Origin of the sequence: Peptoniphilus duerdenii ATCC BAA-1640, assembly GCF_000146345.1 — a bacterium.
Lineage (GTDB): Bacteria > Bacillota > Clostridia > Tissierellales > Peptoniphilaceae > Peptoniphilus_B > Peptoniphilus_B duerdenii.
Genome location: NZ_GL397071.1, coordinates 841,538 through 863,757 on the forward strand (window position 1 = coordinate 841,538; position 22,220 = coordinate 863,757).

The following is a 22,220-nucleotide window of genomic DNA, read 5'->3' on the forward strand; positions in this document are numbered from 1 at the left end:
TATTCCTATTTTGTGATAAAATAATAAATGATCAATATATGATTCTTAAATATACTTTATAGAAATTTTAAAAATTTAGTATGAGTCTGAAAATTTATTTTAATTCAGTTCATCTTGTTAAAAGGTTACTAAGTACTAATTTCCAGATTAAAGGTAATGTTTTAATTATATTTTTGTATTTGGTTTCATTTTGACTTGATTAAGTAGTTTTTTAAGGATTCGTATATAAATAAAAAATTCATTCGTATATAATATATTTAGAAATTCTTCTCAATCTTATTTATAATTATATACGAAAATATGTGTTGAGGTGATTTCATGAATACAGAAAATAGATCAAATATTCTTAAACAATATGAAAGTATTGCTAATTTTCTAGCCACGACTCTAGGAAAAAACGTTGAAATTGCTCTTCTAGATTATAATGAAGGAAAAAGCAAGATAATCTACTTAATAAATGGCGAACTAAGCGGAAGAAAAATAGGTGATGAGTATTCCGGTTTTAGCCTTAGAAAGATTTTAAAGACTGATTATAAAACAACAGACTATGTTTCTAACTACATTGTTATGAACGAAGTAAGTCACAGAGTTTTTAGAGCTTCTACATTCTACATTAAGGATGAAGGGGAGCTAATCGGCATGTTAAACCTACACTATGACCTAACTAAGTTCTTAGAGTTTAGAGATTTCTATGAAAATGAACTTCTTTTCGGTGTTGATGAAAGCAAATCTGAACCTAAGGAGTTCTTTACTGAGTCCATCGATTTAATAGTGGAAAATATGATTAAAAATGTATTTATACACTGGGACAGAAGTGTTCCTACGAGCAAGATACTAGATTCAGCTAACCCAATTAGACAGCTCTACGAACTAGGAGTGTTTAAATTCAAAGGTGCAATCAATAGAGTAGCAGAGCTTCTTGATATATCAAATCAAACCGTTTATAGATACATTAAGGAAATAGAAGAAAGCGAGAAATAATATTTTTTAAGTTTTGATCTCTAGAAATCCCATTTTGGGAAAACATAAAATTTTAGAGGTGAATAATGGGAAAAAGAATTGTGCTTGCCCTTGGGGGAAATGCTTTAGGCAACTCTCCAGAAGAACAGAAAGAAGCTGTTAAATTAACTGCTGAATCAATAGTTGATCTTATAGATGCTGGTAACGAAGTGGTAATTGCTCATGGAAACGGACCTCAAGTAGGTATGATTAACCTTGCAATGAACATAGCGAGTGAATCTGAACATCAAACTCCAGCTATGCCATTTCCAGAATGTGGAGCAATGAGCCAAGGATACATTGGATTCCATCTTCAAAATGCAATTGAAAATGAACTTGCTAAAAGAAGTATAAATAAAGGCGTGGTTACTCTTGTGACTCAAGTGCTTGTTGACAAGAATGACATGGCATTTGACAATCCTACTAAACCAATTGGTTCATTTTATTCAAAGGAAGAAGCCGACGAGATTGCATTAGAAAAAGGATACACATTTAAAGAAGATGCTGGTCGTGGATATAGAAGAGTAGTAGCTTCACCAAAGCCAGTAGATATAGTTGAAAAAGAATCTATAAACGCGATACTATCTGCAAACCAAGTTGTAATCGCTGGTGGCGGCGGAGGAATCCCAGTTATAATGACTGAAGCTGGGCTTGAAGGTGTTGCTGCTGTAATCGACAAGGACTTCACATCAGCTAAGATTGCTGAGCTTGTAGATGCAGACATACTCGTAATCTTAACAGCGGTTGAAAAAGTAGCTATTAAATTTGGAAAACCTGATGAAAAATGGTTAGATACAATGACCATAAAAGAATGTGAAAAATACATTTCTGGCGGAGAATTTGCACCAGGATCAATGCTTCCAAAGGTAGAAGCTGCAATGGCATTTGTAAATTCAAATGAAAATAGACAGTCACTTATTACTTCTCTTGAATCTGCAAAGGACGGCTTAGCAGGTAAGACAGGTACAAAAATTACAAGATAAATAAAAGTGCTTCCAATGGAGGCACTTTTTAGTTTAAATAATTTCTATGTTATAATTAGAATAAATATTTACTTAGAAGGCGGGAGAATCATTTGAAAAATAATAATGAAAATAAAAATAGAGTAAAAAGGATAGAACCATGGTTTGTAGGATCTGTTTTAATGAGTCTTGGATTTATTGTACTCGTTTGTTTTTCTCTGGCAAAAGATGTGGACATGAAAGGACCGGTTGCGATGTACGCATTATTTTTAGCAGGAGATAGGGGAACCAATTTCTTTGACGAGAGCCAAGGTAAAACTATAAGGTATTTAAATCTACTTATGGCAATCGGCGGCGTAATAATAGCAATTGCAAATTTAATAGAAATACTTAGAGGATGAAAATCCTCTTTTTTTATTTTTGTTATGACTCATTTGCCTAGATTAGGTCTTCGGAGGTTATACCCGTTCGACTACGACGGTTCCGCATTGCTTCACCGTCTCCGCTCAGGGTGACCGTCTTCCTTAGGTTCTCTTATTAGACAATGTAAGTAGGTGGTCGTCACCCTGAGCGAGCGAAGCGAGTCGAATGGGTATAAGCTATATTTAACCTAGTCCATGCAAGTGAAACCATCCAAACCTAACCCCGCCAGGGTAACTGCCTTTCCCATATCTTTTCAACAGAGCCTTTGGCTATTGAAGCAAAATTCTTCCGCTACGTGGGAGTCTGTAGTCTTATAGACAACAAAAATCACAAAAAAATATTTTTTTATATTGACAACTGTATGCCGTGTTATATAATAAGTAATACAGAGGTGGGTTATGATTTATAAGATTGATACTACTAAAGATACTCCGATCTACATTCAGATTCGGAATATGTTTGTGAATCTTATCGCTTATGGCGAGCTGAAGAGGGGCGATCCTATTCCTTCTGTTAGAAGTCTTGCCAGTGATTTAAATTTAAATATTATGACTGTGCAGAAGGCTTATACGCTTCTAAAAGATGAGGGTTTTATCGAGGTTGACAGGAGCGTCGGCTCTCGAATTTATTCGGATGCTTCTCTTAAATGCGAGGCTTACGAAGAAAATTTAGAAGATTTATTTAAAGAGGCTATTGCCCGCGGTTATTCCAAGGACGAGGTGGAGGTGATTCTCGATGGTATTTATGATAATTCTACTTGCTAATGCATATTTCATTACAATTGTTGCGTACTTTTCTCAAAAGAGGAATCTGCGTTATGAAAATGGCTATGTCCTCGCGACGACCATGTCCTATGCACAGTTTCAGTCCGATGAGGTACAGGAGATTCTAAATCACGAAAAAGAAATGCGAAAGAAGATTTGTATCGTTTCTCTATTCTTTCCTCTTCTCATGTTTGTGACCAAGTCTGAGGCGTTTATTATGTATATCTTCATCGTTTCTGTACTTGGAGTTTCTATGGGGATGGGCTATTCCACCTATCTTTCCATGAGGAAGCTAAGGGCGCTTAAGAAGTCTTGGAATGTGGACGATGCCAAGGTGCTTTTTGTGGACGTGGTGGCGAATATGGAGATTGAAAAGGCGAAGATTTCAAAATATTTTTACGTCTTGCCGATTATTTTGCTACTACCTTCTCTTTTGAAGTTTAAAATCAATACTCTTGCTTTTACCATCATCATCACTGGATTTATCAATGTGCTTCTCTTTCTCTTCTTTGGTTTTATTTTGAGAAGGAGGGGAAACACGGTTTACACTTCAGACAGGGACGAAAACATCCGTAGGAATCTCCGTGCCAAGGTCTATCCTGAAAGGGTAGCGATCATCCTTGCTACGATTTTTGCAGGGATTACTTCTGTGCTGGTACTCGCAATGGATGGCTTCATTGGATCGAAGTTCATTCTTTGGTACTTGGTTGCGGAGATGGCGGTGGTACTTAGCTACACCATCTACCTTGTGAAGTCGGAGCAGAAGATTGACGAGGAGTTTATCTCTTCTGAAGATGATTTCTACGATCTTTTCGGTTACAACAATCCAAATGATCCGAGAATTCTCGTGCCTTCCAAGTTAAATATCGGCAATATGGAAATTAATCGTGGCAACAAGGCGGGAAAGGCGATCTACTTAATTTCTACGATTTTAATCATTGCACTTTTACTTTCTGTGGGATATTTCTTAACTCCTTCAACCTATAATTATGATTTTAGAGGGGACAGGTTGGAAATCCATGCGAAGGTTTATAGCGACAAAATTGATTTTTCTGATGTGGAAGATTTGGAACTTCTCGACGAATTTCCAAAGGTTGAGATGATCAGAACCAATGGTGCTGCCATCGAGTCCCAAGGTTATGGTGATTTTGAGATGAAGGGTATCGGACCTGTGAGACTCTACATTTACAGAAACGTAGATAAGGTCATCCACATGAAGACGAAGAACAAAAATTTCTATTTCAATTTGGAAGATGATGAAAAGACTATTGAACTTTATAATAAAATTAAGAGTAATTTAGGAGAATAATATGCTTGAAATTAAAAATTTAACTAAAAAATTCGGTGACAAGGTGGCGGTGGGTAACATCGACCTATCGGTAAAATCTGGGGAAATCTACGGATTCTTAGGTCCCAACGGTGCTGGTAAGACCACGACGATTAAGATGATTGTGGGAATGCTCATGCCTGATGGGGGAAGTATATCTATTGATGGAATCGACGCAATAAACGACGATGTGGAAGCGAAGAGACAGATCGCCTACGTGCCAGATAGCCCAGAAATCTACGACATCATGACTGGAAGACAATACCTAAACTTCATCGCCGATGTCTTTGAACTTAGCGACGAAGAGAGAAATAAACAGATTGATAGATACGCAGAAGTATTTGAGATGAAGGAAAATCTCGATGTGATGATCGCTGGATATTCCCACGGGATGAAACAAAAGATCGTCATCATGGGAGCACTGATTCACAGTCCAAAACTTTTAATTCTCGACGAACCGATGGTTGGCCTCGATGCGAAATCTTCTTTTAGATTAAAGGAAATCATGAGAGCCTTGGCAGATGAGGGCAGGACAGTATTTTTCTCCACCCACGTAATGGAAGTTGCGGAAAATCTCTGCGACAGAATCGGCATCATAAACAGAGGCAAGATTATCGCAGTTGGGACGCTTGACGAAATCAAGGCTGCAGCAAAAGACACGGGCAGCTTGGAAAAAATATTCTTGGAGCTAACAGATGACAGAGCTTAAAACATTATTAAAGAAGGATTTTAAAAGTTTCACCTATAGAATTTTCAATTTGAGGACCAACGACGGCAAAGGAAAAAGAAAGAGAATTTTAAATATATTTTTATCTCTGGTTTTAACCATCTACATCATGGGACTTTTCGGAGTGGTTGCACTATCTGCTATCACAAAAATTGCTGAGACCGAAGCAGGATACATGGTTATGATCCAGCTCTTCCTTGGAATGGGAATATTCTTATTGATATTTTACATGGTGGCATTTATGTCGGCGATCTTCTACTCAAACGAGGTGAAGATGCTCATGACTTTGCCAATTAAAAGAGACAACATCCTATTTTCAAAGGCACTATCCATGGGGCTTATCTTCTACATCATATTTGGAATATACGCGAGCTTCGTCTACATTCCATATGCAAAGGCTGGATTTAACGATGTGGCGAAGATCCTTCCGGTAATCATGCTTGTCATAGGCTCGGTGAACTTTGAAATTGCTGTAATCACAATAGTTGTGTCAGTTGTCATGAGGTACCTAAACCAATTTAGAAGCACTAAGTACATCTTCCAAGTGTTGGGATTTACAATTTTGATGGGTTTTTCAATCGGAATTCAATTTGTAGTAAATAGTGCAGTTACAAAGAATCTTGCGGTTTCAAACGGAATAGAAAAAGTTGCAAGTTGGGTGCCACAGATTTTCTTTTTGAAGGTAATACTTGAAAAGAATATTGGAATAGCAATGATCACGGGTATTTTAGCAATGGTACTTGGAAGCGTAATTCTATATATATTTTCAAAAGTATCAACTGGATTCGTCTTCAAGGCGATTAATCTTGAGAACTCAAAAGATTCTCACAAGAAGCATGTAAAGGCGAGGGCGAACACAAAAGAGAATGTTGCGAAGACATTGATGAAGAGGGATCTTCTAAATATTTTAAAGACCCCAGTATTTCTATTCAATGTGGGAATGGGTGGACTTATTTTAGCGGTGTTTGTGGTATTTTTCCTATTTAGCAGTTCAAAAACTATAGGAATAACCCCAAGTTATGGAGTAGTATCAGAGCTTGTCGGCTCATCATTTTCATCTCCAATGGAAGAAGTAATTTTTGCGGCAGCAGCATTCTTCTTAGTTGGGGCAATTGTGAGCATATCAAGTAACACAGCACTTACCAGTTTTACGAGGGAAGGAAAAAAGATTTGGCTGACACAAACCTTGCCAATCTCGGCGAAAGAACAGGTGAGAGGAAGAGTTGCAGCATCAATTTTGCTACAAAGTGTAAACACAATCCCAACTGCATTAATAGCATTATTCTTGGTGGGATTTAGACCAATGTTTATTATCGGAGCCTTAGTAGGACTTGGGGTTGCAATGTTTTTCATAGCGGCATTGGCGATGCTTGTAGGATCATTTAAACCGAAACTCGACTGGGACAACCCACAACAAGCGGTGAAGAGAAATGGAACGGTAATGGTATTTAACCTCGGATTTCTCGGATATATATTCTTGGCAAAATTCATTATATTGGATATATTACCGAAGTATATGAGCCTTAAGTCTCTGGGCGGACCGACGAAAATCGTGGCGGTGGTGCTTGCGGTGCACATGGTTGCGGCGGTTGTAATGTACATGGTCGCACCGATCGTTGTGAAGAAAAGAATGAGAATGTATAATTAGAATTTTAATTATAAAAATATATTAGAAAATAGCGACGTAAGGTCGCTATTTTTATGAGAACATATTAATCTATCGACATATTTTTTACTCAACAATAAATCATAAATCGAAAATTTAACCATTTATGATATAATTTATACAGGTGATTATATGAAATATATTGAATTTAAAATAGAAACAGACACTTCTCACAAGGAGGAAGTGTTAAATATTCTCTATGACAACAATTTGTTTGAGTACATGGAGTCTAGCAAGGAAGTTATAGACGAGCTCGGTCGTTCAAAGGACAGTTGGGACTTTGTAGATGAAAATGTGTTAAATATTGATTCTGATGCGGTGGAGCTCACTGCTTTTCCCGAAAATGAGGAGATAGCGAAGAGTCTTATAAATCTTTTTAAAAGTATTGAAAATACCAAGACCAGTTATCTTATAAAAGACGATGAAGACTGGGCGAACAACTGGAAAAAATACTACCACCAAGTGCCTATTGCGGAAAAACTTTTGATCAAACCTTCTTGGGAAGATTTGGAAGAAGAGTTCCAAGATAGATTAATTGTTGAGATTGATCCTGGCATGGCTTTTGGCACCGGGACCCATGAAACTACCTACATGTGCCTCGAAGCTCTTGAAAAATATGTTAAAGATGATGATGTTGTATTCGATGTCGGATGCGGTTCTGGAATTCTAGGTATCGCTGCGGCAAAACTCGGCGCAAAGGAAATAGTGGCTGTGGATCTCGATGAAAAATGTGTCGAAACTAGTATCGAAAACGCAAAGTTAAATGGTGTGGATGATAAAATGGAAGTCCATCTTGGAAATCTTCTTGATGTGGTGGATGGCACTGCAAATATTATCGTTTCAAACATCATCGCTGAAATCATAACCGGACTTGTCTTCGACTTAAGAGAACATTTAGTTCCAAATGGAATCTTCATCGCTTCTGGAATTATCGAAGAAAAGATTCAAATGGTTGTGGACGAGCTTGAAAGAAATGAGTTTGAAATTTTAGATATCAAGAAGAAAAATGGTTGGTCTCTAATCATAGGTAGAAGTATCGATGTTTAGAGTGTTTCAAGACAGTTTGGAGAGTCTTTCCGAAGAAAACAGACACCATCTTTTAAACGTGGTGAGGCTAAATCCAGATGAAGAGTTTGAGATCGTGTCTTCTGGCAAAGTTTATAGAGCAATCTATGACGGTGAACTTAAGATTTTAAGAGAAGTGGAAAATTCCCATGAGACGAGGCTTAGAATAAATCTCTACATGGCGCTTATTAAACAGGATAAATTCGAACTTGCCTTGGAAAAAACCACAGAGGTGGGTGTATCTTCTATAACTCCTATAATTTTTAAAAGAACTGTGGTAAATATAAAGGGCAAGGAAGATAAGAAGCTACTGAGATGGCAAAAAATTTTGGAATCTGCTGCGAAGCAATCGAAAAGAGACATAATTCCATCTATAAATAACCCAGAAAAATTAGAAAATATAAATTTTAAAGGAACATTGATCGTTCCCTACGAAGGTGCAGAGAATCTCTACATCGATGATGTTTTAAAAAATACAAAAGGTATAGAAGAAATCTCCATATTAATCGGTCCGGAAGGCGGATTTGATGAGTCGGAGATAGAATATTTAAAGACTATGGGATGCAAAATCGTAACCTTGGGAACTAGAATCCTACGGGCGGAGACTGCGGCAATCGTCGCTTGCTACCAGGTCGGAGTAAATGAGGTGGTTCGTTGAAGACATTTTCAATTTTGACCCTCGGTTGCAAGGTCAACCAGTACGAGTCAGAAGCTATGAAAGAAATCTTTGAAAAAAATGGATATATAGAAGTAGATAGTGAAACGGATGTGGCGGACGTGTACGTGGTGAACACCTGCACAGTTACCAATCTTTCAGATAGAAAATCGAGACAGTATATAAGGCGTGCCAAGAGGGAAAATCCCGATTCCATCGTCTGTGTGGTGGGATGTTACTCCCAAGTTAGTCCTGATGAAGTACAGGCTATCGAAGGCGTGGACATCATAATGGGCACCACCGACAGAAGTAGAATTTTTGAGTTGGTGGAAAATTTTAAGAAGGACAAGAATCAAATCTCCATCGTCAAATCTCTTAAAGGTTTTACAGAGTTTCAACATATAGAAATCGACAAGGAATCGGAGATGACCAGATCCTACATGAAGGTTCAGGACGGCTGCAACAGATATTGCACCTACTGCATCATTCCATATGCGAGGGGTCCAATTAGATCGAGAACCATTGAAGATTCTGTGGAAGAAGCGAAGAGACTCAGCGAAGCAGGCTACAAGGAATTGGTGCTAACTGGGATTCACATCGGATCCTATGGAAAAGACTTAGGAGATGAAAGACTTGTAGACCTCATAGAAGAGATTACGAAGGTGGATGGCATTGAGAGAATACGTCTATCTTCCATCGAGCCGATAACCATCACTAGAGATTTTCTCGAGAGGATAAAGGCGACGGGAAAAGTCTGTGACCATTTTCATTTGAGCTTACAAAGCGGATCCAATGCAGTTCTTAAAGCCATGAACAGACGCTACACCAGAGAAGAATACATCGAAACCTGTGATTTAATAAGAGAGTACTATCCTTATGTTGGTCTAACTACAGATATCATCGTCGGATTTCCAGGAGAGACTGACGAAGATTTTGAAGATACGGTGGACCTAGTTAAGAGGGTTGAATTTTCCAAGATTCACGTCTTTAAATATTCCAAGAGATCTGGAACTCCTGCAGCGGAGATGAAGAACCAGGTGGATGGAAATATAAAGATCGAAAGATCCAACAGACTTCTCGAACTTTCCGACAAGATGATGGAAAGATTTATAGAAAAAAATAGAGATACAAAGTTAAAAGTCCTCTTTGAAGAAGAAAAAGACGGATATATGAGAGGATATAGCACGAACTATATAGATTGTAAGATTAAGACCGACTTGGAACTTAAAAACCAGGTTCGTGATGCAAAAATAGTGGCAATAGATGGCGAAAGTGCCATTGTAGAAATAGAAAGGAGTTAGTATGGATTGTTTATTCTGTAAAATAATAAATGGGGACATCCCATCAGAAAAAGTGTACGAAGACGATCTAGTGTATGCTTTCAAAGACATAAATCCAGAAGCCCCAGTTCACTTTTTAATCGTGCCAAAGGAACATATTAAAAGTGCCTACGAACTAGATGAAGCACACAAAGAATTAATAGGACATATATTCCTTGTAGCGAAAAAAGTTTTAAAAGATATGGGAATTGAAAATGGATTTAGAATCGTAAACAATGCGAGAGAAGACGGTGGACAGACTGTAGATCACCTACATTTCCATGTGCTTGCAGGCAGAAGTTTAAATTGGCCACCAGGTTGATTTAGAAATGGAGTGGGAAACCACTCTTTTTTTATGTCCAAATATAAAATAAATGCTCTACATGTTATAATAACAGTATGAAAATCAATTACGACATAGAGATGAATAAAATAATAGAAAAATTAGATAGAAAGCCGAGACTTTTAATCCATTCCTGTTGCGGACCTTGCTCCACTGCGGTGCTTGAAAGGCTGGTAAAATATTTTGAAATAGATATTTTATTTTTTAATCCAAACCTGGATAGTGAAGAGGAATTTGACAAGAGGGTCATCGAACAGAAAAAAGTAATCGCCCACATGGAAGATAAAAATCAATCCAAAATAGGGATAGTTGCCGTGCCTTATAATCACGATGAATTTTTAAACATTGCAAGTGGACTTGAAAGGGAGAGAGAAGGCGGCAAGAGATGCATGAGGTGCTACTATCTTCGTCTTAAAAAAGCGGGAGAGTATGCAAAAGCACAGGGCTACGACTACTTCACCACCACATTGTCCATAAGCCCTCATAAGAATTCTCAAGTCTTAAATAAGATGGGAATTGCCTTGGGAGAAAGAATCGGAGTAAGCTACCTGATGAGCGACTTTAAAAAGAAGAATGGATTTAAACGCTCAGTGGAAATATCGGAAGAACTACATCTATACAGACAAGATTACTGCGGATGTGAATTTTCAAAAATAGAAGCCATGGAGAGAATGAAATGAAGAAATTAATGGCAGGACTACTAGTAATAGTTGCGGCAGCCCTATGCCTATCCTATGCCTACTTTTATTACGGACAACATAGTGCAAGTAAAAAGCCTGCAAAAATAGAAAAAATAAATAAAACAGAAGAAAAAGAACAGGAAAAAGTGGAGCCGGTCCATGTAAAACTTATGGCGACAGGGGACGTTATGTTTCACATGCCTACTTACAAAAGTGCATTTAATAAGGAAAAAGGCGAGTACGACTTCACAAGCTTCTACGAAAAAGTAAGCGAAGATCTAAAGGGAGCGGACTTTGCCTTTGCAAATTTGGAAACAACAATAAATCCAAATAGACCTCTTGCCAGCTATCCAATGTTTAACACGCCGAAGGAAGCCTTGAAGTATTTGAAAGCAGCTGGATTTAAGGGAATGTCCACTGCAAATAACCACTGCATCGACACAGGCTTAGAAGGAATATTTACTACAATTGATGAACTAGATGCCAATGGATTTATACACTTCGGCACGAGAAAGACTGAAGATGAAAAACCACCAATCGTGGATTTAAAGGGAATAAAAGTTGGATTTATCTCCTATTCAGAAATTTTTAACGGAATGGAAGGGGTCATACCTGCAGATAAAAAATATGTCATAAGTCCAATCAACTATGAAAAAATAAAATCGGATATAGATTACTTAAAAGAAAATGGAGCAGATATAATCATCTCCATGCCTCACTACGGAGTTGAGTACAAGACAGAACCGACACAGTTACAACAGGAAGCATCGAAATTTATGTTAGATAATGGAGTGGACCTAGTGCTAGGATCCCACCCACATGTCCTTGGAAGAGCGGGAATGTGGGAAGTGGGAGGAAGAAATAAATTCTTAATCTACTCCATGGGCAATTCCATCTCCAACCAAAGACAACCATGGATGGGCACCTATGACACGGAAATGGGAGTACTGGTGGAGATAGATATCACAAAAGCAGAAGAAATAAACTTCGAAGTGGCGCTTCATCCCACATATGTGGCAAGATTTAGACAAGAAGGCGGAAACAGGTACTACGTCTACAAGATGACTGACCTCTTTGAAGGCGGAAAATACCAAGGAGACATTGACGAAAAAGAGAGACAGAAGGTCCACATGCTCTACGAAAGAGCCAAGGAAATATTGGGAGAAAAATATGTTAAGTAAAATATTTTTACGATATATGGATGAAGCCGCAAACCACATTGGTCCCATGTACAACTGTGCAGAAGCCATCATCCTTGCGGTGGATGAAGAATATAAATTAAATCTACCAGAAGAATTGGTGAAATCAGTGGCAGGATTCGGAGGAGGTATGGGAGCAGGCTCAACCTGTGGCTACTTAACAGGAGCCATATCTGCACTTTCACTTATCTTTGGACCAGAAGATCCACCTTATGGCACCATGGATCTCGCGGGAATATGTGCGATATATGTAGAAAATTTTGAAAAACTGGGTAGTACCATAAACTGCGTCGACCTAATAGCAGAAAACCCACCATGTATCGACATGGGAGTAAAGAGTCTTGACCTACTTCAGGAAGTAATCGAGCAGAATAAAACTAAATAATATATTTTACAAATTAAAATAATTTTTGGATAAAGTAAAAAGGCTATGGATTTTCCGTAGCCTTTTTAAATTAATGTTTAATTAGTCCAAAATAATTTTAATTTAGTTTCATGTCGCCGTCTCTTATTATGCCTTTATTTTTTAAGATCAAATATACTACATAGGATATTATCGCTGGCAGTATGAAGTGGAGTAGTGCCATGTTTAGTAGTACTGTTCCTTTTGAGATGGATTCCATTGCGTTTATGGTTCCAATCTGTCCTACGAATCCGCAGGTGCCCATGCCTGATCCCAGTGGGGTGTTTTCCATCTTAAAGATTATTGTGGAAATCGGTCCTAGGATTGCTGATGCTATGATGGATGGTAGCCAGATGACTGGTTTTCTTATGATGTTTGGCATTTGTAGCATTGAGGTTCCGATTCCTTGTGCTAGTAGTCCTTCGAAGCCATTATCTTTGTACGAGATTACTGCAAATCCTATCATGTTTGCACAGCATCCAACGGTTGCCGCTCCTCCTGCTAGGCCTGATAGACCAAGCATTATACATATTGCCGCACTACTTATCGGCAAGGTTAGTATCATGCCCATTGCTACTGATACGATTACGCCCATGATAAGCGGTTGTTGTTTCGTGGCTGCCATGATTGCATTTCCGATTGCAACCATCATTGCTTGGATATATGGTCCTATGAATGTGGCTATAATCGCGCCTACTAAGACTGTTACCACCGGTGTTAGGACGATGTCGATCTTAGTTTCTTTGGAGATTAGTTTTCCAAATTCCACTGCGAAGATGGTGGATATAAATACTCCTATTGGTCCTCCTAGTTGATACCCTGCTACACCAACTACTGCTGATGAGAAGAGGACTAGGTCCGGTGCGTTTAGTGAATACGCAATGGATACTGCTATTGCTGGTCCTGTTGCAGCTTGTACTATTGGCCATAGGGTCTTGGATAGAAATTCGATATTAAATTCTTGCCCTATGGTGTTAAGTATTGTTCCTACGAGCAATGATGCGAATAGACCATATGCCATGGCTCCCATTGCATCGATAAAATAAGTTTTGAAAGAGATGTTTACTTTCTTTCTGTTTAAAAATTTGTTCAAGGTTTACCTCCTGTTTATATTATAGTACAATTTTTATTTTTTGAATGAGTGTTTTAATTTTTAAACTAAAATTGTTGTCGTTTATTCTAAACAAAAAAACCTAGGTTGTCCTAGGTTTATAGTTTGTCCCAAATGGTTACTTCGCCATTTGCGAGGGATTTCTGTATGTCTATTACTCTTTGGTTTCTTGAGCCTCGAAATCTAAGGCTTAAGTCCAATTCTTTTTCTATAAATAATCCGTCTACCAATATGTCACATTCTTTTAGTAGTGCCAGTTTTTCTTCGTCTTCTAAGATTTTCTCATAGGTAAAGCCTGAGTAGACCCAGATGGATTTATCCACTTCTCTTTTTATTTTTTTTACGATTTCTTTTAGTTCATGAGGATGTTCCATTGGCTCACCGCCGATTAGTGTGAGTCCGGATACTTCTTGTAGTTTTAAATCTTCTATTACTTCTCTTGTTTCTTTGTCCGTCCACTTTTCTCCGAAGTCAAAGTCTTGGTACTCTTCGTTAAAACAGCCTTTACAGTGGTGGTTACATCCGGTGACAAAGATGGAGGTTCTTATGCCTTCTCCGTTTGCCACGTCGTATTTTCTAATTTGTCCGTAGTTCATTAGATGTGTAGAACTCTGTCTTTTATTTCTTTGGTTCTTCCTTCTGTCCAGAAGTTTTCGCCAAGGTATCCACAGGTTCTTCTAACTACTGTAAGGGTGTCTTTATCTTTGTTGTGACATTGTGGGCATTCCCATTGTCCGTCTTCGTTGACTTTTATTTCTCCATCAAATCCACACTTTGCACAGTAGTCTGATTTGGTATTGAATTCTGCATATTGGATATTGTCGTAGATATATTTTACTATGGTTTCTATTGCATCTAAGTTGTGACTCATGTTTGGAATTTCTACATAGGAGATACATCCGCCTTGGGATTTGTCTTGGAATTTTGCTTCGAAGGCAAATTTTTCAAATGCGGTGATCTTTTGTCTTACATCTACGTGGAATGAATTGGTGTAGTATCCTTTGTCCGTAATGTTTTCTATGATTCCAAATCTATTTCTGTCGATGGTGTTAAATCTATGGGTTAGTGATTCTGCTGGTGTGCCATAAACTGCAAATTGTAGTCCAGTTTCTTTGGTCCATTCTTCTTTCTTTTCGTTTAGTTTGTCCATAATCTTCATGGCAAAGTCAAATCCTTCTGGATCTGTATGTGGAACTCCCTTTATGAGCATGGATGCTTCGTAGATTCCAATGTATCCGATGGTTACTGTTGCGTATCCGCCTTTTAGAAGATGGTCTATGTGTTGGTTGTGAACGAGTCTTGCAATGGCTCCGTGTTGCCAATGGATTGGACTTACTTCTGATGTTACATCCTTTAGATGGTTATATCTTAAAAGACCAACTCTCTTAACTAGGTCGAGTCTCTTTTCTAATATTTCAAAGAATTTTTCTTCGTCGCCACGAGCTAGGATTCCTATTTGTGGTAGGTTTATGGTGCACACGCCTATGTTGAATCTTCCGTCGAACTTGTAGTTGCCGTTTTCGTCCTTGTATGGTGATAGGAATGCCCTACATCCCATAGGTGAGAAGACATTGCCTTCGTAGTTTTCGCGCATTTTCTTCGCTGAGATATAGTCAGGGTACATTCTCTTTGCTGTACATCTTATAGCAAGGGCGGTTAGATAATGGTATTTTGAATCTTTGTGTATATTATTTTCGTCAAGAACATAGATTAGTTTTGGGAATGCTGGTGTAACATATACGCCTGCTGTGTTCTTGATTCCTTGTATTCTTTGTACTAATATTTCTTCGATGATTTGTGCAACTTCGTCTACGTATGGATCTTCGTCCTTTACGTGCATAAATAGCGTTACAAAAGGTGCTTGTCCGTTGGAAGTCATAAGGGTATTTATTTGATATTGGATGGTTTGAATACCTGATTGCAAATCCTTCTTAGTCATTGCGTCCGCCATCTTTTGTGCAGTTTCTACGTCGCCTATCATTTCAACGCATAGGTTTAGATTCTTTTCGTAAGAACGTCTTAGATATTTTCCAAGGCAAGAAATATCTATTGATTGTCCGCCGTATTGGTTGGAAGCAATCTGTGCTATTATCTGTGTCATAACATTACATGCAACTTGGAAAGATTTAGGAGTTTCAATCATCTTGCCATTTACAACCGTTCCGTTGTCAAGCATATCCTTCATATTTACCAAGCAGCAGTTGAAAATCGGTTGAATAAAATAATCCAAATCATGGATGTGGATTGCACCACTGTCATGAGCTTCAACTAAATCCGCTGGAATCATCTTTCTCTTTGCAATGTCCTTTGAAACTTCTCCCGCGATTAAATCTCTTTGGGTAGAGGCGATGATTGCATTTTTGTTTGAGTTTTCATCGATAACTTCGATGTTGGTTTGGTCAAGTAGACCTATTATTTCGTCATCTGTAGTGTTTGACTCTCTCTTAAAAGCCTGAACAGATTTATATGATTCATAAGCCCTAGCAGTTGCAGGGTTGTTTAAATTTATAAGTCTATAGTAGACTTGTTCTTCAATATCATAGATGGATAATTCTTTATTAAGTGCCTTTGCGTCTTCATAAATTTCGTCGGCTATGGCTTTAGCTTGTCCTTCCACGAAGACTCCGTTGGAAGAATGCATAGCCTTGTTAATAGCAATTTCTATTTTGCTTTTGTCAAAAGGCACCCTGTCGCCATTTCTCTTTCTTACATACATTTCTATCTCCCTCACTTTTTAATCATAAATATATAATACTATATGTTGTGGTGTTAATCAATCAAAATTTAAAATAAATACTATATAAAGTGCAGTAACTTTATGTAACTTTACTAGACGATGGGCTATTATAAATGTTATAATAAATTTTAAAGGAGAGATTATGAGAAGAACAAAGATTGTGTGCACCATAGGACCTGCTTCAGATTCTGAAAAGGTACTAGAAGCACTTTTTAAAGAAGGATTAGATGTTTGTAGACTTAATTTTTCCCATGGGACTCAGGAAGAGCACCTTGAAAGACTAAAGAGAATAAAAAACATTAGACAAAAACTTAATCTACCGATAGCAACCATGCTTGATACCAAGGGACCAGAGATAAGGCTGGGAATTTTCAAAGACCAAAAAAGGATTAATCTGGAATCGGGAGATAAATTTACTCTTACTACTAGAGATTTGGAAGGAGATGAGCACATCGCCTCCGTATCTTACAAGGATCTGCCACATGATGTAAAGGAAGGCTCGAGAATATTAATCGACGACGGACTTGTCGAACTGAGGGTAGAATCCATAGAAGGAACAGAAATTCACTGTAGTTGTTTCAACGGTGGAGAGATATCTTCTAGAAAAGGTGTAAACGTTCCCGATGCACAAGTGAATCTGCCGGCACTGACGGAGAAAGATATTTCAGATATAAAATTTGCAGTTAAAAACGATATGGACTTCATTGCCGCATCATTTATTAGAAAAGCGGAGGACGTACTAGATATCAGAAGGATCCTCGAAGAAGAAGGAGACTACGATATCAAAATTATTTCCAAGATTGAATCCAAAGAAGGACTTGAAAATTTAGATGAAATTATAGAAGCTTCAGACGGAATAATGGTGGCTAGAGGAGATCTTGGCGTGGAGATAGACACTGAAAAAGTGCCAATCGCACAAAAGAACATGATCAAAAAATGCAACGAAAAAGGAAAAGTAGTCATCACTGCCACCCAGATGCTGGACTCAATGATTAGAAATCCGCGTCCTACGAGGGCAGAGGCAAACGACGTTGCAAATGCTGTGCTTGATGGCACATCTTGTGTAATGTTAAGTGGGGAGACTGCAAGCGGAAAGTATCCGATTGAATCTGTTATAACCATGAGAAAGATTTTAGAAGTGACTGAAGACTCCATGGACTTCGACGAAATTTTAAGTAAGAAGATCGAAGAAATTTCAAACACTATCACAAATGCCATTGGCAAGAGTACCTGCACCATTGCAAGGGACTTAAATGCAAAAGCCATAATCACAGCGACAACCTCTGGATATACCACAAGATCCATCTCAAAATTTAGACCGAAATCACTTATAATAGGAGCGACCACTTCTGAAAAAGTGAGAAGGCAACTGAATATGGAATGGGGAGTAAAATCCATCCTTGTGGAAAATAAAGAGATAAGTAATGATGTCATCGATGCATCCATAGAAACATCGGTGAAAAAAGGTCTTGTGTCTCCAGGAGATACGGTTATAATAACCGCAGGAGTTCCTGTGGGTTTAGCAGGCTCAACCAACTTAATTAAAGTCGAAATAATAGGAGAGATCCTGTCAAAAGGTATAGGTATCGGCGACAAAGAAGTGACTGGAAGAGCGGTAGTAATAGAAGATGAAGGTGACTTCATCAAGAAGTTCAAAGATGGGGATATAGTAGTAACCAAAGCAGTAACCCAAGAAATGACCAAGTACCTAGACAGAGCAGCAGGCCTGGTAGTGGAAGAAGAAGGCTTCACCAGTCCATCTGCAATAGTAGGCATCACATTGGGACTACCAACAGTAGTGGGAAATATAGACATAACCCAAAAGATAAAATCCGGAGACATCATAACATTGTCATCATCGGAAGGTATAATAAGAAAAGGAAAGGTATTAAATTAAATGAGCACATTAGAAAAGTTAATCGAAGTAGTAAAGCAAGATTCAGAAAAAGCCCTTGGCTGTACCGAGCCTGTAGCTGTAGGCTACTGTGCAAATGTGTGCAATAGTTACTTAGGCGCAGGCGAAAATGAAAAGATTGAATCAGTAGAAGTAAGAACATCCAAGAATATTTTCAAAAATGGAAAAGCAGTTTATATTCCAGTAGTAAAAGAAACTGGACTTGATTTAGCTGCAGCACTTGGAATATTTGCTCCTACAGTGGACGATGGATTTATGGTGTTTGACAAAATAAACGACGAAGTAATAAAAAAGGCAAAAGAATTATTAAAGTCAGGTAAACTAACCGTAAAACACATCCCAACTAAAGAAAATGTCTATGTAGATGTAAAGATAAAAACAAAAGATAAGGAAGCTATAGCAGTAGTATCTCACGCCCACACCAACATCAGCGAAGTAAAAGTCGACGGAGAAGTAGTATATAGAAACGATGAAGAAATAGTTGCAAAAGATGACGACGATAAAATCGACATCAAGTCACTATCATTCAAAGAACTTAGAGAAATCGTAGAAGGAGCTCCAGAACACACATTTGACTTCACACTAGAAGGAATCGAAGTCAACTTCAAAGCATCAGAACAAGGACTAAATGAAAAAGGTAAATTAGGAGCAACTTTAAAAGGACTAAAAGAAAAGGGAATCCTAGCAGATAACTTTGTAACCAAGGCGAGAATCATGACCGCAGCAGCAGCTGACATGAGAATGACTGGAGGAGACTGTCCGATAGTTACCTCAGGAGGATCAGGAAACCAAGGAATCGGAGTAATCCTACCAATAGCAATCGTAGCAGATGAAGAAGGAATAGATAAAGATAGATTAGGAAGAGCACTATTCTTTGCACACATCATAAATAGATATGTAAAAGAATACTCAGGCAAACTATCAGGTATTTGCGGATGTGCAATAGGAGCAGCAGTAGGAGCCAGCGCAGCAATAACCTGGATGTTAGGAGGCACAGATGAACAAATAGCAGGAGCTCCAACCAATATCTATGCAAACCTAACAGGAATGGTATGTGACGGAGCAAAAGAATCTTGTTCAATGAAACTATCTACCTCAGCAGAAGAAGCGATCCTTGCAGCATACCTTGCAGTAAACGGAATGATCTCTAAAGAAAGCGTAGGAGTAGTAGGAGCAACCATAGAAGATACCATCTCCAACATAGGAAGACTTTCAAGAGAAGGATTCAAAGACGTAGACAATGTAATGCTAGATATAATAGAAGCATACTAAAATATAAAACACTAAACGGGCAAGGAGCCCGTTTTTAGTACCATAAATAGTGTAAGAAGGAAGTAATTCCTATCTTGCACTATTTTTGTATAATGGAGAAGTAGTATGACGAAGTGATTTTAGGGTTGAAACATCCGAAATAAAAACTGTCAACTATCTCTTCATTATTCATATTCGGTTAAGCAGGTTGGGCGAAACGTCCGTGTCACAAGCTAAAATGAGTGTAATGGTGCAGGTAGAAACTACAAAAGAAAAAGAGAAAGAGAAAGAAGGAAAACCATGATATCTATAGGAATAGACGTATCAAAAGAAAAATTTACAGTTTGTGCATTAGAACAAGGAAGCAAAATAATTTGGAAACCAATTGACGTTTATCTAAACAAAAAAGAAGTAGAAGAATTAATAGAGAAACTAGAAAAATTAAAAGAAGAAATAAAAATAACAATGGAAGCAACAGGAAAATATCATCTACCAATACTTTATGAACTAAAAGAAAGAGGATACTTTGTTTCAGTAATAAATCCACTAAAGATGAAACAATATTGCCGAGCATTAAACTTTAGAAAAGCAAAAAATGACAAGATAGACGCAAAACAAATAGCAGAATATGGGCTAATGTATTGGAAAGAATTAGAAGACTACAAAGTAGATGAAGAAAACTACAGAGTCTTAAAAGAATTAAATAGAAACTACCAACATTATATGGATCTAAGAATCAATCAAATGAACTTCATAGACCAAACAATACATCAAACATTTCCAGGAATAAAAAACCTAATCCCTCATGGATCAGGAGACTTTTCAAAAGATAAACTATTAGACTTTTTAGAAAAATGGTGGCATAAAGACCTAGTATTAGAAAAAACAGAAGAAGAATTTGTAGAAGAATATAAAACATGGGCAAAAGAAAAGAGATACCATCCAAATGCAAATAAAGCAAAAGCAATTTACAGCTTAGCAGAGGATAGTATCTCAACACAACCTTCCCATAACTCAAAAATAGAAACGAATATCAGGGAAGGAATAAACCTGATAAAACAAATAAATCAGATTCTAAATAGCATTTTATCACAAATGGTAGAAATATCCGAGCCCTTAGAAGAATATCAAGAGGCAAAAAAATTTTCAGGCATATCAGACAAATTAGCAGTACAAATAGTAGCAGAATTTGGTAACTTATTAAAATTTAAAAATAAAAAATGTCTAATATCTTATTACCTAGGGATTATTTAAAGCCAGAGCATTGGCAAGAATAGGATTTAGAGCAATAGCACTAGCATCTATTACAACAAGAGGTGGATTTACCGACCTATTAGACCAAATTGATGATAAGAGAAAAATAGTAGTAGCTTTAGATAATGATATCTTTGATTTAGGAGGAGAGAACGGCAAGAAAGGTTATTATAAATGATAAACTTCTTTGATATTGTTGCATTACTTCATGCATATAAAGATGAAAACAAATTAGACATGGAAATAAAAACAGTACTATTCCCATTAAAATATAAAGGAATTGATGATTATATATATGCTTGCAAGAAGACAACAAAACAAGATATAACACTTCAATATCCAATAATAGGAACTATAGATGCCCTAGAGGCAACAAAGAGGTTTGAAAAGAATAAGACTTTCTTAGACTTTGATGTAAATAGAGATAAAGGCAATATGAACACTTATTCTAATATAGCTGGAGTACTAACAGATGAAGAGATTTGGAAATTATCTAACAAACTTGGATTATATGACCGTTTAATATTCGTAATAGCAGATGAATTTTATCAAGCAATAGAAGCATTTAATTATATGCCTAGGCAAGAAAAAACAACATATGCACAAAATTTTAGAAACATCAATGTTTATCTTTTAAATCTCGTTCTTTCTTGGATAGTGGAAAGAGGAGTGCAAGGCTTCTTAAAAAAAGATATGAAGACTCTAGTATTTAAAAAAGGTGCAGATATAAACTTCACCTTTGCCCCTCCAGGGAAATTAAACAGTAACCTAGATAAAGCTGACCTTGAAGTCAAAGACAAGAATCACTATATAGAAGTACTAATAAAGTGCGGAAATTATGAAATGCTTAAAGCAATAAGACAAGCAAGAGGAAGCAAATATAAAAACTTTTTAGAACTTTTAAAAAATGGAAGTAGAGTTGAAATAGCTTATGTAGATTTAATAGATAAAAAAGTAGTATTCTGGAGATTAAGAAAGGGCATGGAGCTTGGAGAAGGGGTAGCCCCACAAGCACCAGGACAAAAACTGGCGGTTGATAATCTGTAGCTTGAACTCTTAGGTAGCCCCACAAGCACCAGGACAAAAATGAACAAGCCTAAACTTTAAAGAGGAAGACATTATAAGAGAAATACCGCTAAGGTATATTTTTTAAAAAGCATAAACACAATAGGTTATAAAAATAAACTGAACCCCTAAATCCTAAATAAGGATGGAGGGGTTTTAAATTTTGTAAGAAATGAATAAGGCGTGGATGTCTTCTTAAGCATTAAATAGAATTATATTGACCGTAAAGAGAAAAACTGATAAAATTATCAATTGAGAAAGGTTATCGTTAACGGAATTGTGTGGTGATTCTTATTTTAAAGACCTTTCCATGGTATACATATTTACCAAAAATATAAAAATATTACACAAGGAG

22 protein-coding genes are annotated in these 22,220 nt (G+C 37.3%); 19 read left to right on the plus strand and 3 right to left on the minus strand.

The window, feature by feature from the left end; all coding sequences use genetic code 11:
- The first annotated feature begins 318 nt into the window (after positions 1-318).
- From HMPREF9225_RS03805 to HMPREF9225_RS03870, 14 genes are all read left to right on the plus strand, one after another.
- Positions 319-981, plus strand: a complete 663-nt coding sequence (locus HMPREF9225_RS03805; RefSeq protein ID WP_008901623.1) for a helix-turn-helix transcriptional regulator — start codon at positions 319-321, stop codon at positions 979-981.
- A gap of 65 nt (positions 982-1,046) precedes the next feature.
- Entirely contained in the window at positions 1,047-1,982 is a 936-nt protein-coding gene (gene arcC / locus HMPREF9225_RS03810) for a carbamate kinase (RefSeq protein WP_008901624.1), read from the plus strand.
- Between the two features lie 92 nt (positions 1,983-2,074).
- Positions 2,075-2,362, plus strand: coding sequence for a hypothetical protein (locus tag HMPREF9225_RS03815; RefSeq protein WP_008901625.1), 288 nt, complete (start codon positions 2,075-2,077; stop codon positions 2,360-2,362).
- Positions 2,363-2,782: 420 nt separating this feature from the next.
- Positions 2,783-3,148, plus strand: a complete 366-nt coding sequence (locus tag HMPREF9225_RS03820; RefSeq protein WP_008901626.1) for a GntR family transcriptional regulator — start codon at positions 2,783-2,785, stop codon at positions 3,146-3,148.
- The gene (locus tag HMPREF9225_RS03825; RefSeq protein WP_008901627.1) at positions 3,120-4,457 is read left to right on the plus strand and encodes a PH domain-containing protein; all 1,338 of its coding nucleotides are present in this window, start codon (positions 3,120-3,122) and stop codon (positions 4,455-4,457) included. Before HMPREF9225_RS03820 ends, HMPREF9225_RS03825 begins: the two co-directional genes overlap by 29 nt.
- A gap of 1 nt (position 4,458) precedes the next feature.
- Positions 4,459-5,184, plus strand: coding sequence for an ABC transporter ATP-binding protein (locus HMPREF9225_RS03830; RefSeq protein WP_008901628.1), 726 nt, complete (start codon positions 4,459-4,461; stop codon positions 5,182-5,184).
- Positions 5,171-6,850, plus strand: a complete 1,680-nt coding sequence (locus HMPREF9225_RS03835; protein WP_008901629.1) for a hypothetical protein — start codon at positions 5,171-5,173, stop codon at positions 6,848-6,850. Before HMPREF9225_RS03830 ends, HMPREF9225_RS03835 begins: the two co-directional genes overlap by 14 nt.
- Before the next feature lie 150 nt (positions 6,851-7,000).
- Positions 7,001-7,915, plus strand: a complete 915-nt coding sequence (gene prmA / locus HMPREF9225_RS03840; protein ID WP_008901630.1) for a 50S ribosomal protein L11 methyltransferase — start codon at positions 7,001-7,003, stop codon at positions 7,913-7,915.
- The gene (locus HMPREF9225_RS03845; protein WP_008901631.1) at positions 7,908-8,591 is read left to right on the plus strand and encodes an RsmE family RNA methyltransferase; all 684 of its coding nucleotides are present in this window, start codon (positions 7,908-7,910) and stop codon (positions 8,589-8,591) included. Before prmA ends, HMPREF9225_RS03845 begins: the two co-directional genes overlap by 8 nt.
- Positions 8,588-9,889, plus strand: coding sequence for a tRNA (N(6)-L-threonylcarbamoyladenosine(37)-C(2))-methylthiotransferase MtaB (gene mtaB, locus HMPREF9225_RS03850; RefSeq protein WP_008901632.1), 1,302 nt, complete (start codon positions 8,588-8,590; stop codon positions 9,887-9,889). Before HMPREF9225_RS03845 ends, mtaB begins: the two co-directional genes overlap by 4 nt.
- A gap of 1 nt (position 9,890) precedes the next feature.
- Positions 9,891-10,229 carry a histidine triad nucleotide-binding protein gene (locus HMPREF9225_RS03855; protein WP_008901633.1) on the plus strand — a complete coding sequence of 113 codons (339 nt, stop codon included), beginning with the start codon at positions 9,891-9,893 and terminating at the stop codon, positions 10,227-10,229.
- Between the two features lie 77 nt (positions 10,230-10,306).
- A complete protein-coding gene (locus HMPREF9225_RS03860; RefSeq protein ID WP_008901634.1) occupies positions 10,307-10,930 on the plus strand; it encodes an epoxyqueuosine reductase QueH in 624 nt (207 codons plus the stop codon).
- Positions 10,927-12,111, plus strand: a complete 1,185-nt coding sequence (locus tag HMPREF9225_RS03865; RefSeq protein WP_008901635.1) for a CapA family protein — start codon at positions 10,927-10,929, stop codon at positions 12,109-12,111. Before HMPREF9225_RS03860 ends, HMPREF9225_RS03865 begins: the two co-directional genes overlap by 4 nt.
- A complete protein-coding gene (locus HMPREF9225_RS03870) occupies positions 12,101-12,514 on the plus strand; it encodes a C-GCAxxG-C-C family (seleno)protein (protein WP_008901636.1) in 414 nt (137 codons plus the stop codon). The genes HMPREF9225_RS03865 and HMPREF9225_RS03870 overlap by 11 nt, the downstream gene beginning before the upstream one ends.
- A gap of 97 nt (positions 12,515-12,611) precedes the next feature.
- On the opposite strand, the gene HMPREF9225_RS03875 is transcribed toward HMPREF9225_RS03870, so the two are convergent.
- From HMPREF9225_RS03875 to nrdD, 3 genes are all read right to left on the minus strand, one after another.
- Positions 12,612-13,625 carry a PTS sugar transporter subunit IIC gene (locus HMPREF9225_RS03875; protein ID WP_008901637.1) on the minus strand — a complete coding sequence of 338 codons (1,014 nt, stop codon included), beginning with the start codon at positions 13,623-13,625 and terminating at the stop codon, positions 12,612-12,614.
- 116 nt (positions 13,626-13,741) lie between these two features.
- Positions 13,742-14,239 (minus strand): anaerobic ribonucleoside-triphosphate reductase activating protein, encoded by a 498-nt coding sequence (gene nrdG / locus HMPREF9225_RS03880; protein ID WP_008901638.1) that lies wholly within the window; start codon positions 14,237-14,239, stop codon positions 13,742-13,744.
- Positions 14,239-16,359, minus strand: a complete 2,121-nt coding sequence (gene nrdD / locus HMPREF9225_RS03885) for an anaerobic ribonucleoside-triphosphate reductase (RefSeq protein ID WP_008901639.1) — start codon at positions 16,357-16,359, stop codon at positions 14,239-14,241. The genes nrdG and nrdD overlap by 1 nt, the downstream gene beginning before the upstream one ends.
- A gap of 163 nt (positions 16,360-16,522) precedes the next feature.
- Between nrdD and pyk the strand changes: the two genes are divergently transcribed.
- The 5 genes from pyk (at position 16,523) to HMPREF9225_RS03905 (ending at position 21,847) form a co-directional block, all read left to right on the plus strand.
- The gene (pyk, locus tag HMPREF9225_RS03890) at positions 16,523-18,277 is read left to right on the plus strand and encodes a pyruvate kinase (RefSeq protein ID WP_008901640.1); all 1,755 of its coding nucleotides are present in this window, start codon (positions 16,523-16,525) and stop codon (positions 18,275-18,277) included.
- On the plus strand, positions 18,278-19,567 hold the full coding sequence (locus HMPREF9225_RS03895; RefSeq protein ID WP_008901641.1) for an L-cysteine desulfidase family protein: 1,290 nt from the start codon (positions 18,278-18,280) through the stop codon (positions 19,565-19,567).
- 279 nt (positions 19,568-19,846) lie between these two features.
- Positions 19,847-20,800 (plus strand): IS110 family transposase, encoded by a 954-nt coding sequence (locus HMPREF9225_RS03900; protein WP_008901642.1) that lies wholly within the window; start codon positions 19,847-19,849, stop codon positions 20,798-20,800.
- 10 nt (positions 20,801-20,810) lie between these two features.
- Positions 20,811-20,978: a hypothetical protein gene (locus HMPREF9225_RS10315; RefSeq protein WP_008901643.1), complete on the plus strand. Its 168-nt coding sequence runs from the start codon at positions 20,811-20,813 to the stop codon at positions 20,976-20,978.
- Positions 20,975-21,847: a hypothetical protein gene (locus HMPREF9225_RS03905; RefSeq protein WP_008901644.1), complete on the plus strand. Its 873-nt coding sequence runs from the start codon at positions 20,975-20,977 to the stop codon at positions 21,845-21,847. Before HMPREF9225_RS10315 ends, HMPREF9225_RS03905 begins: the two co-directional genes overlap by 4 nt.
- Positions 21,848-22,220: the final 373 nt, after the last annotated feature.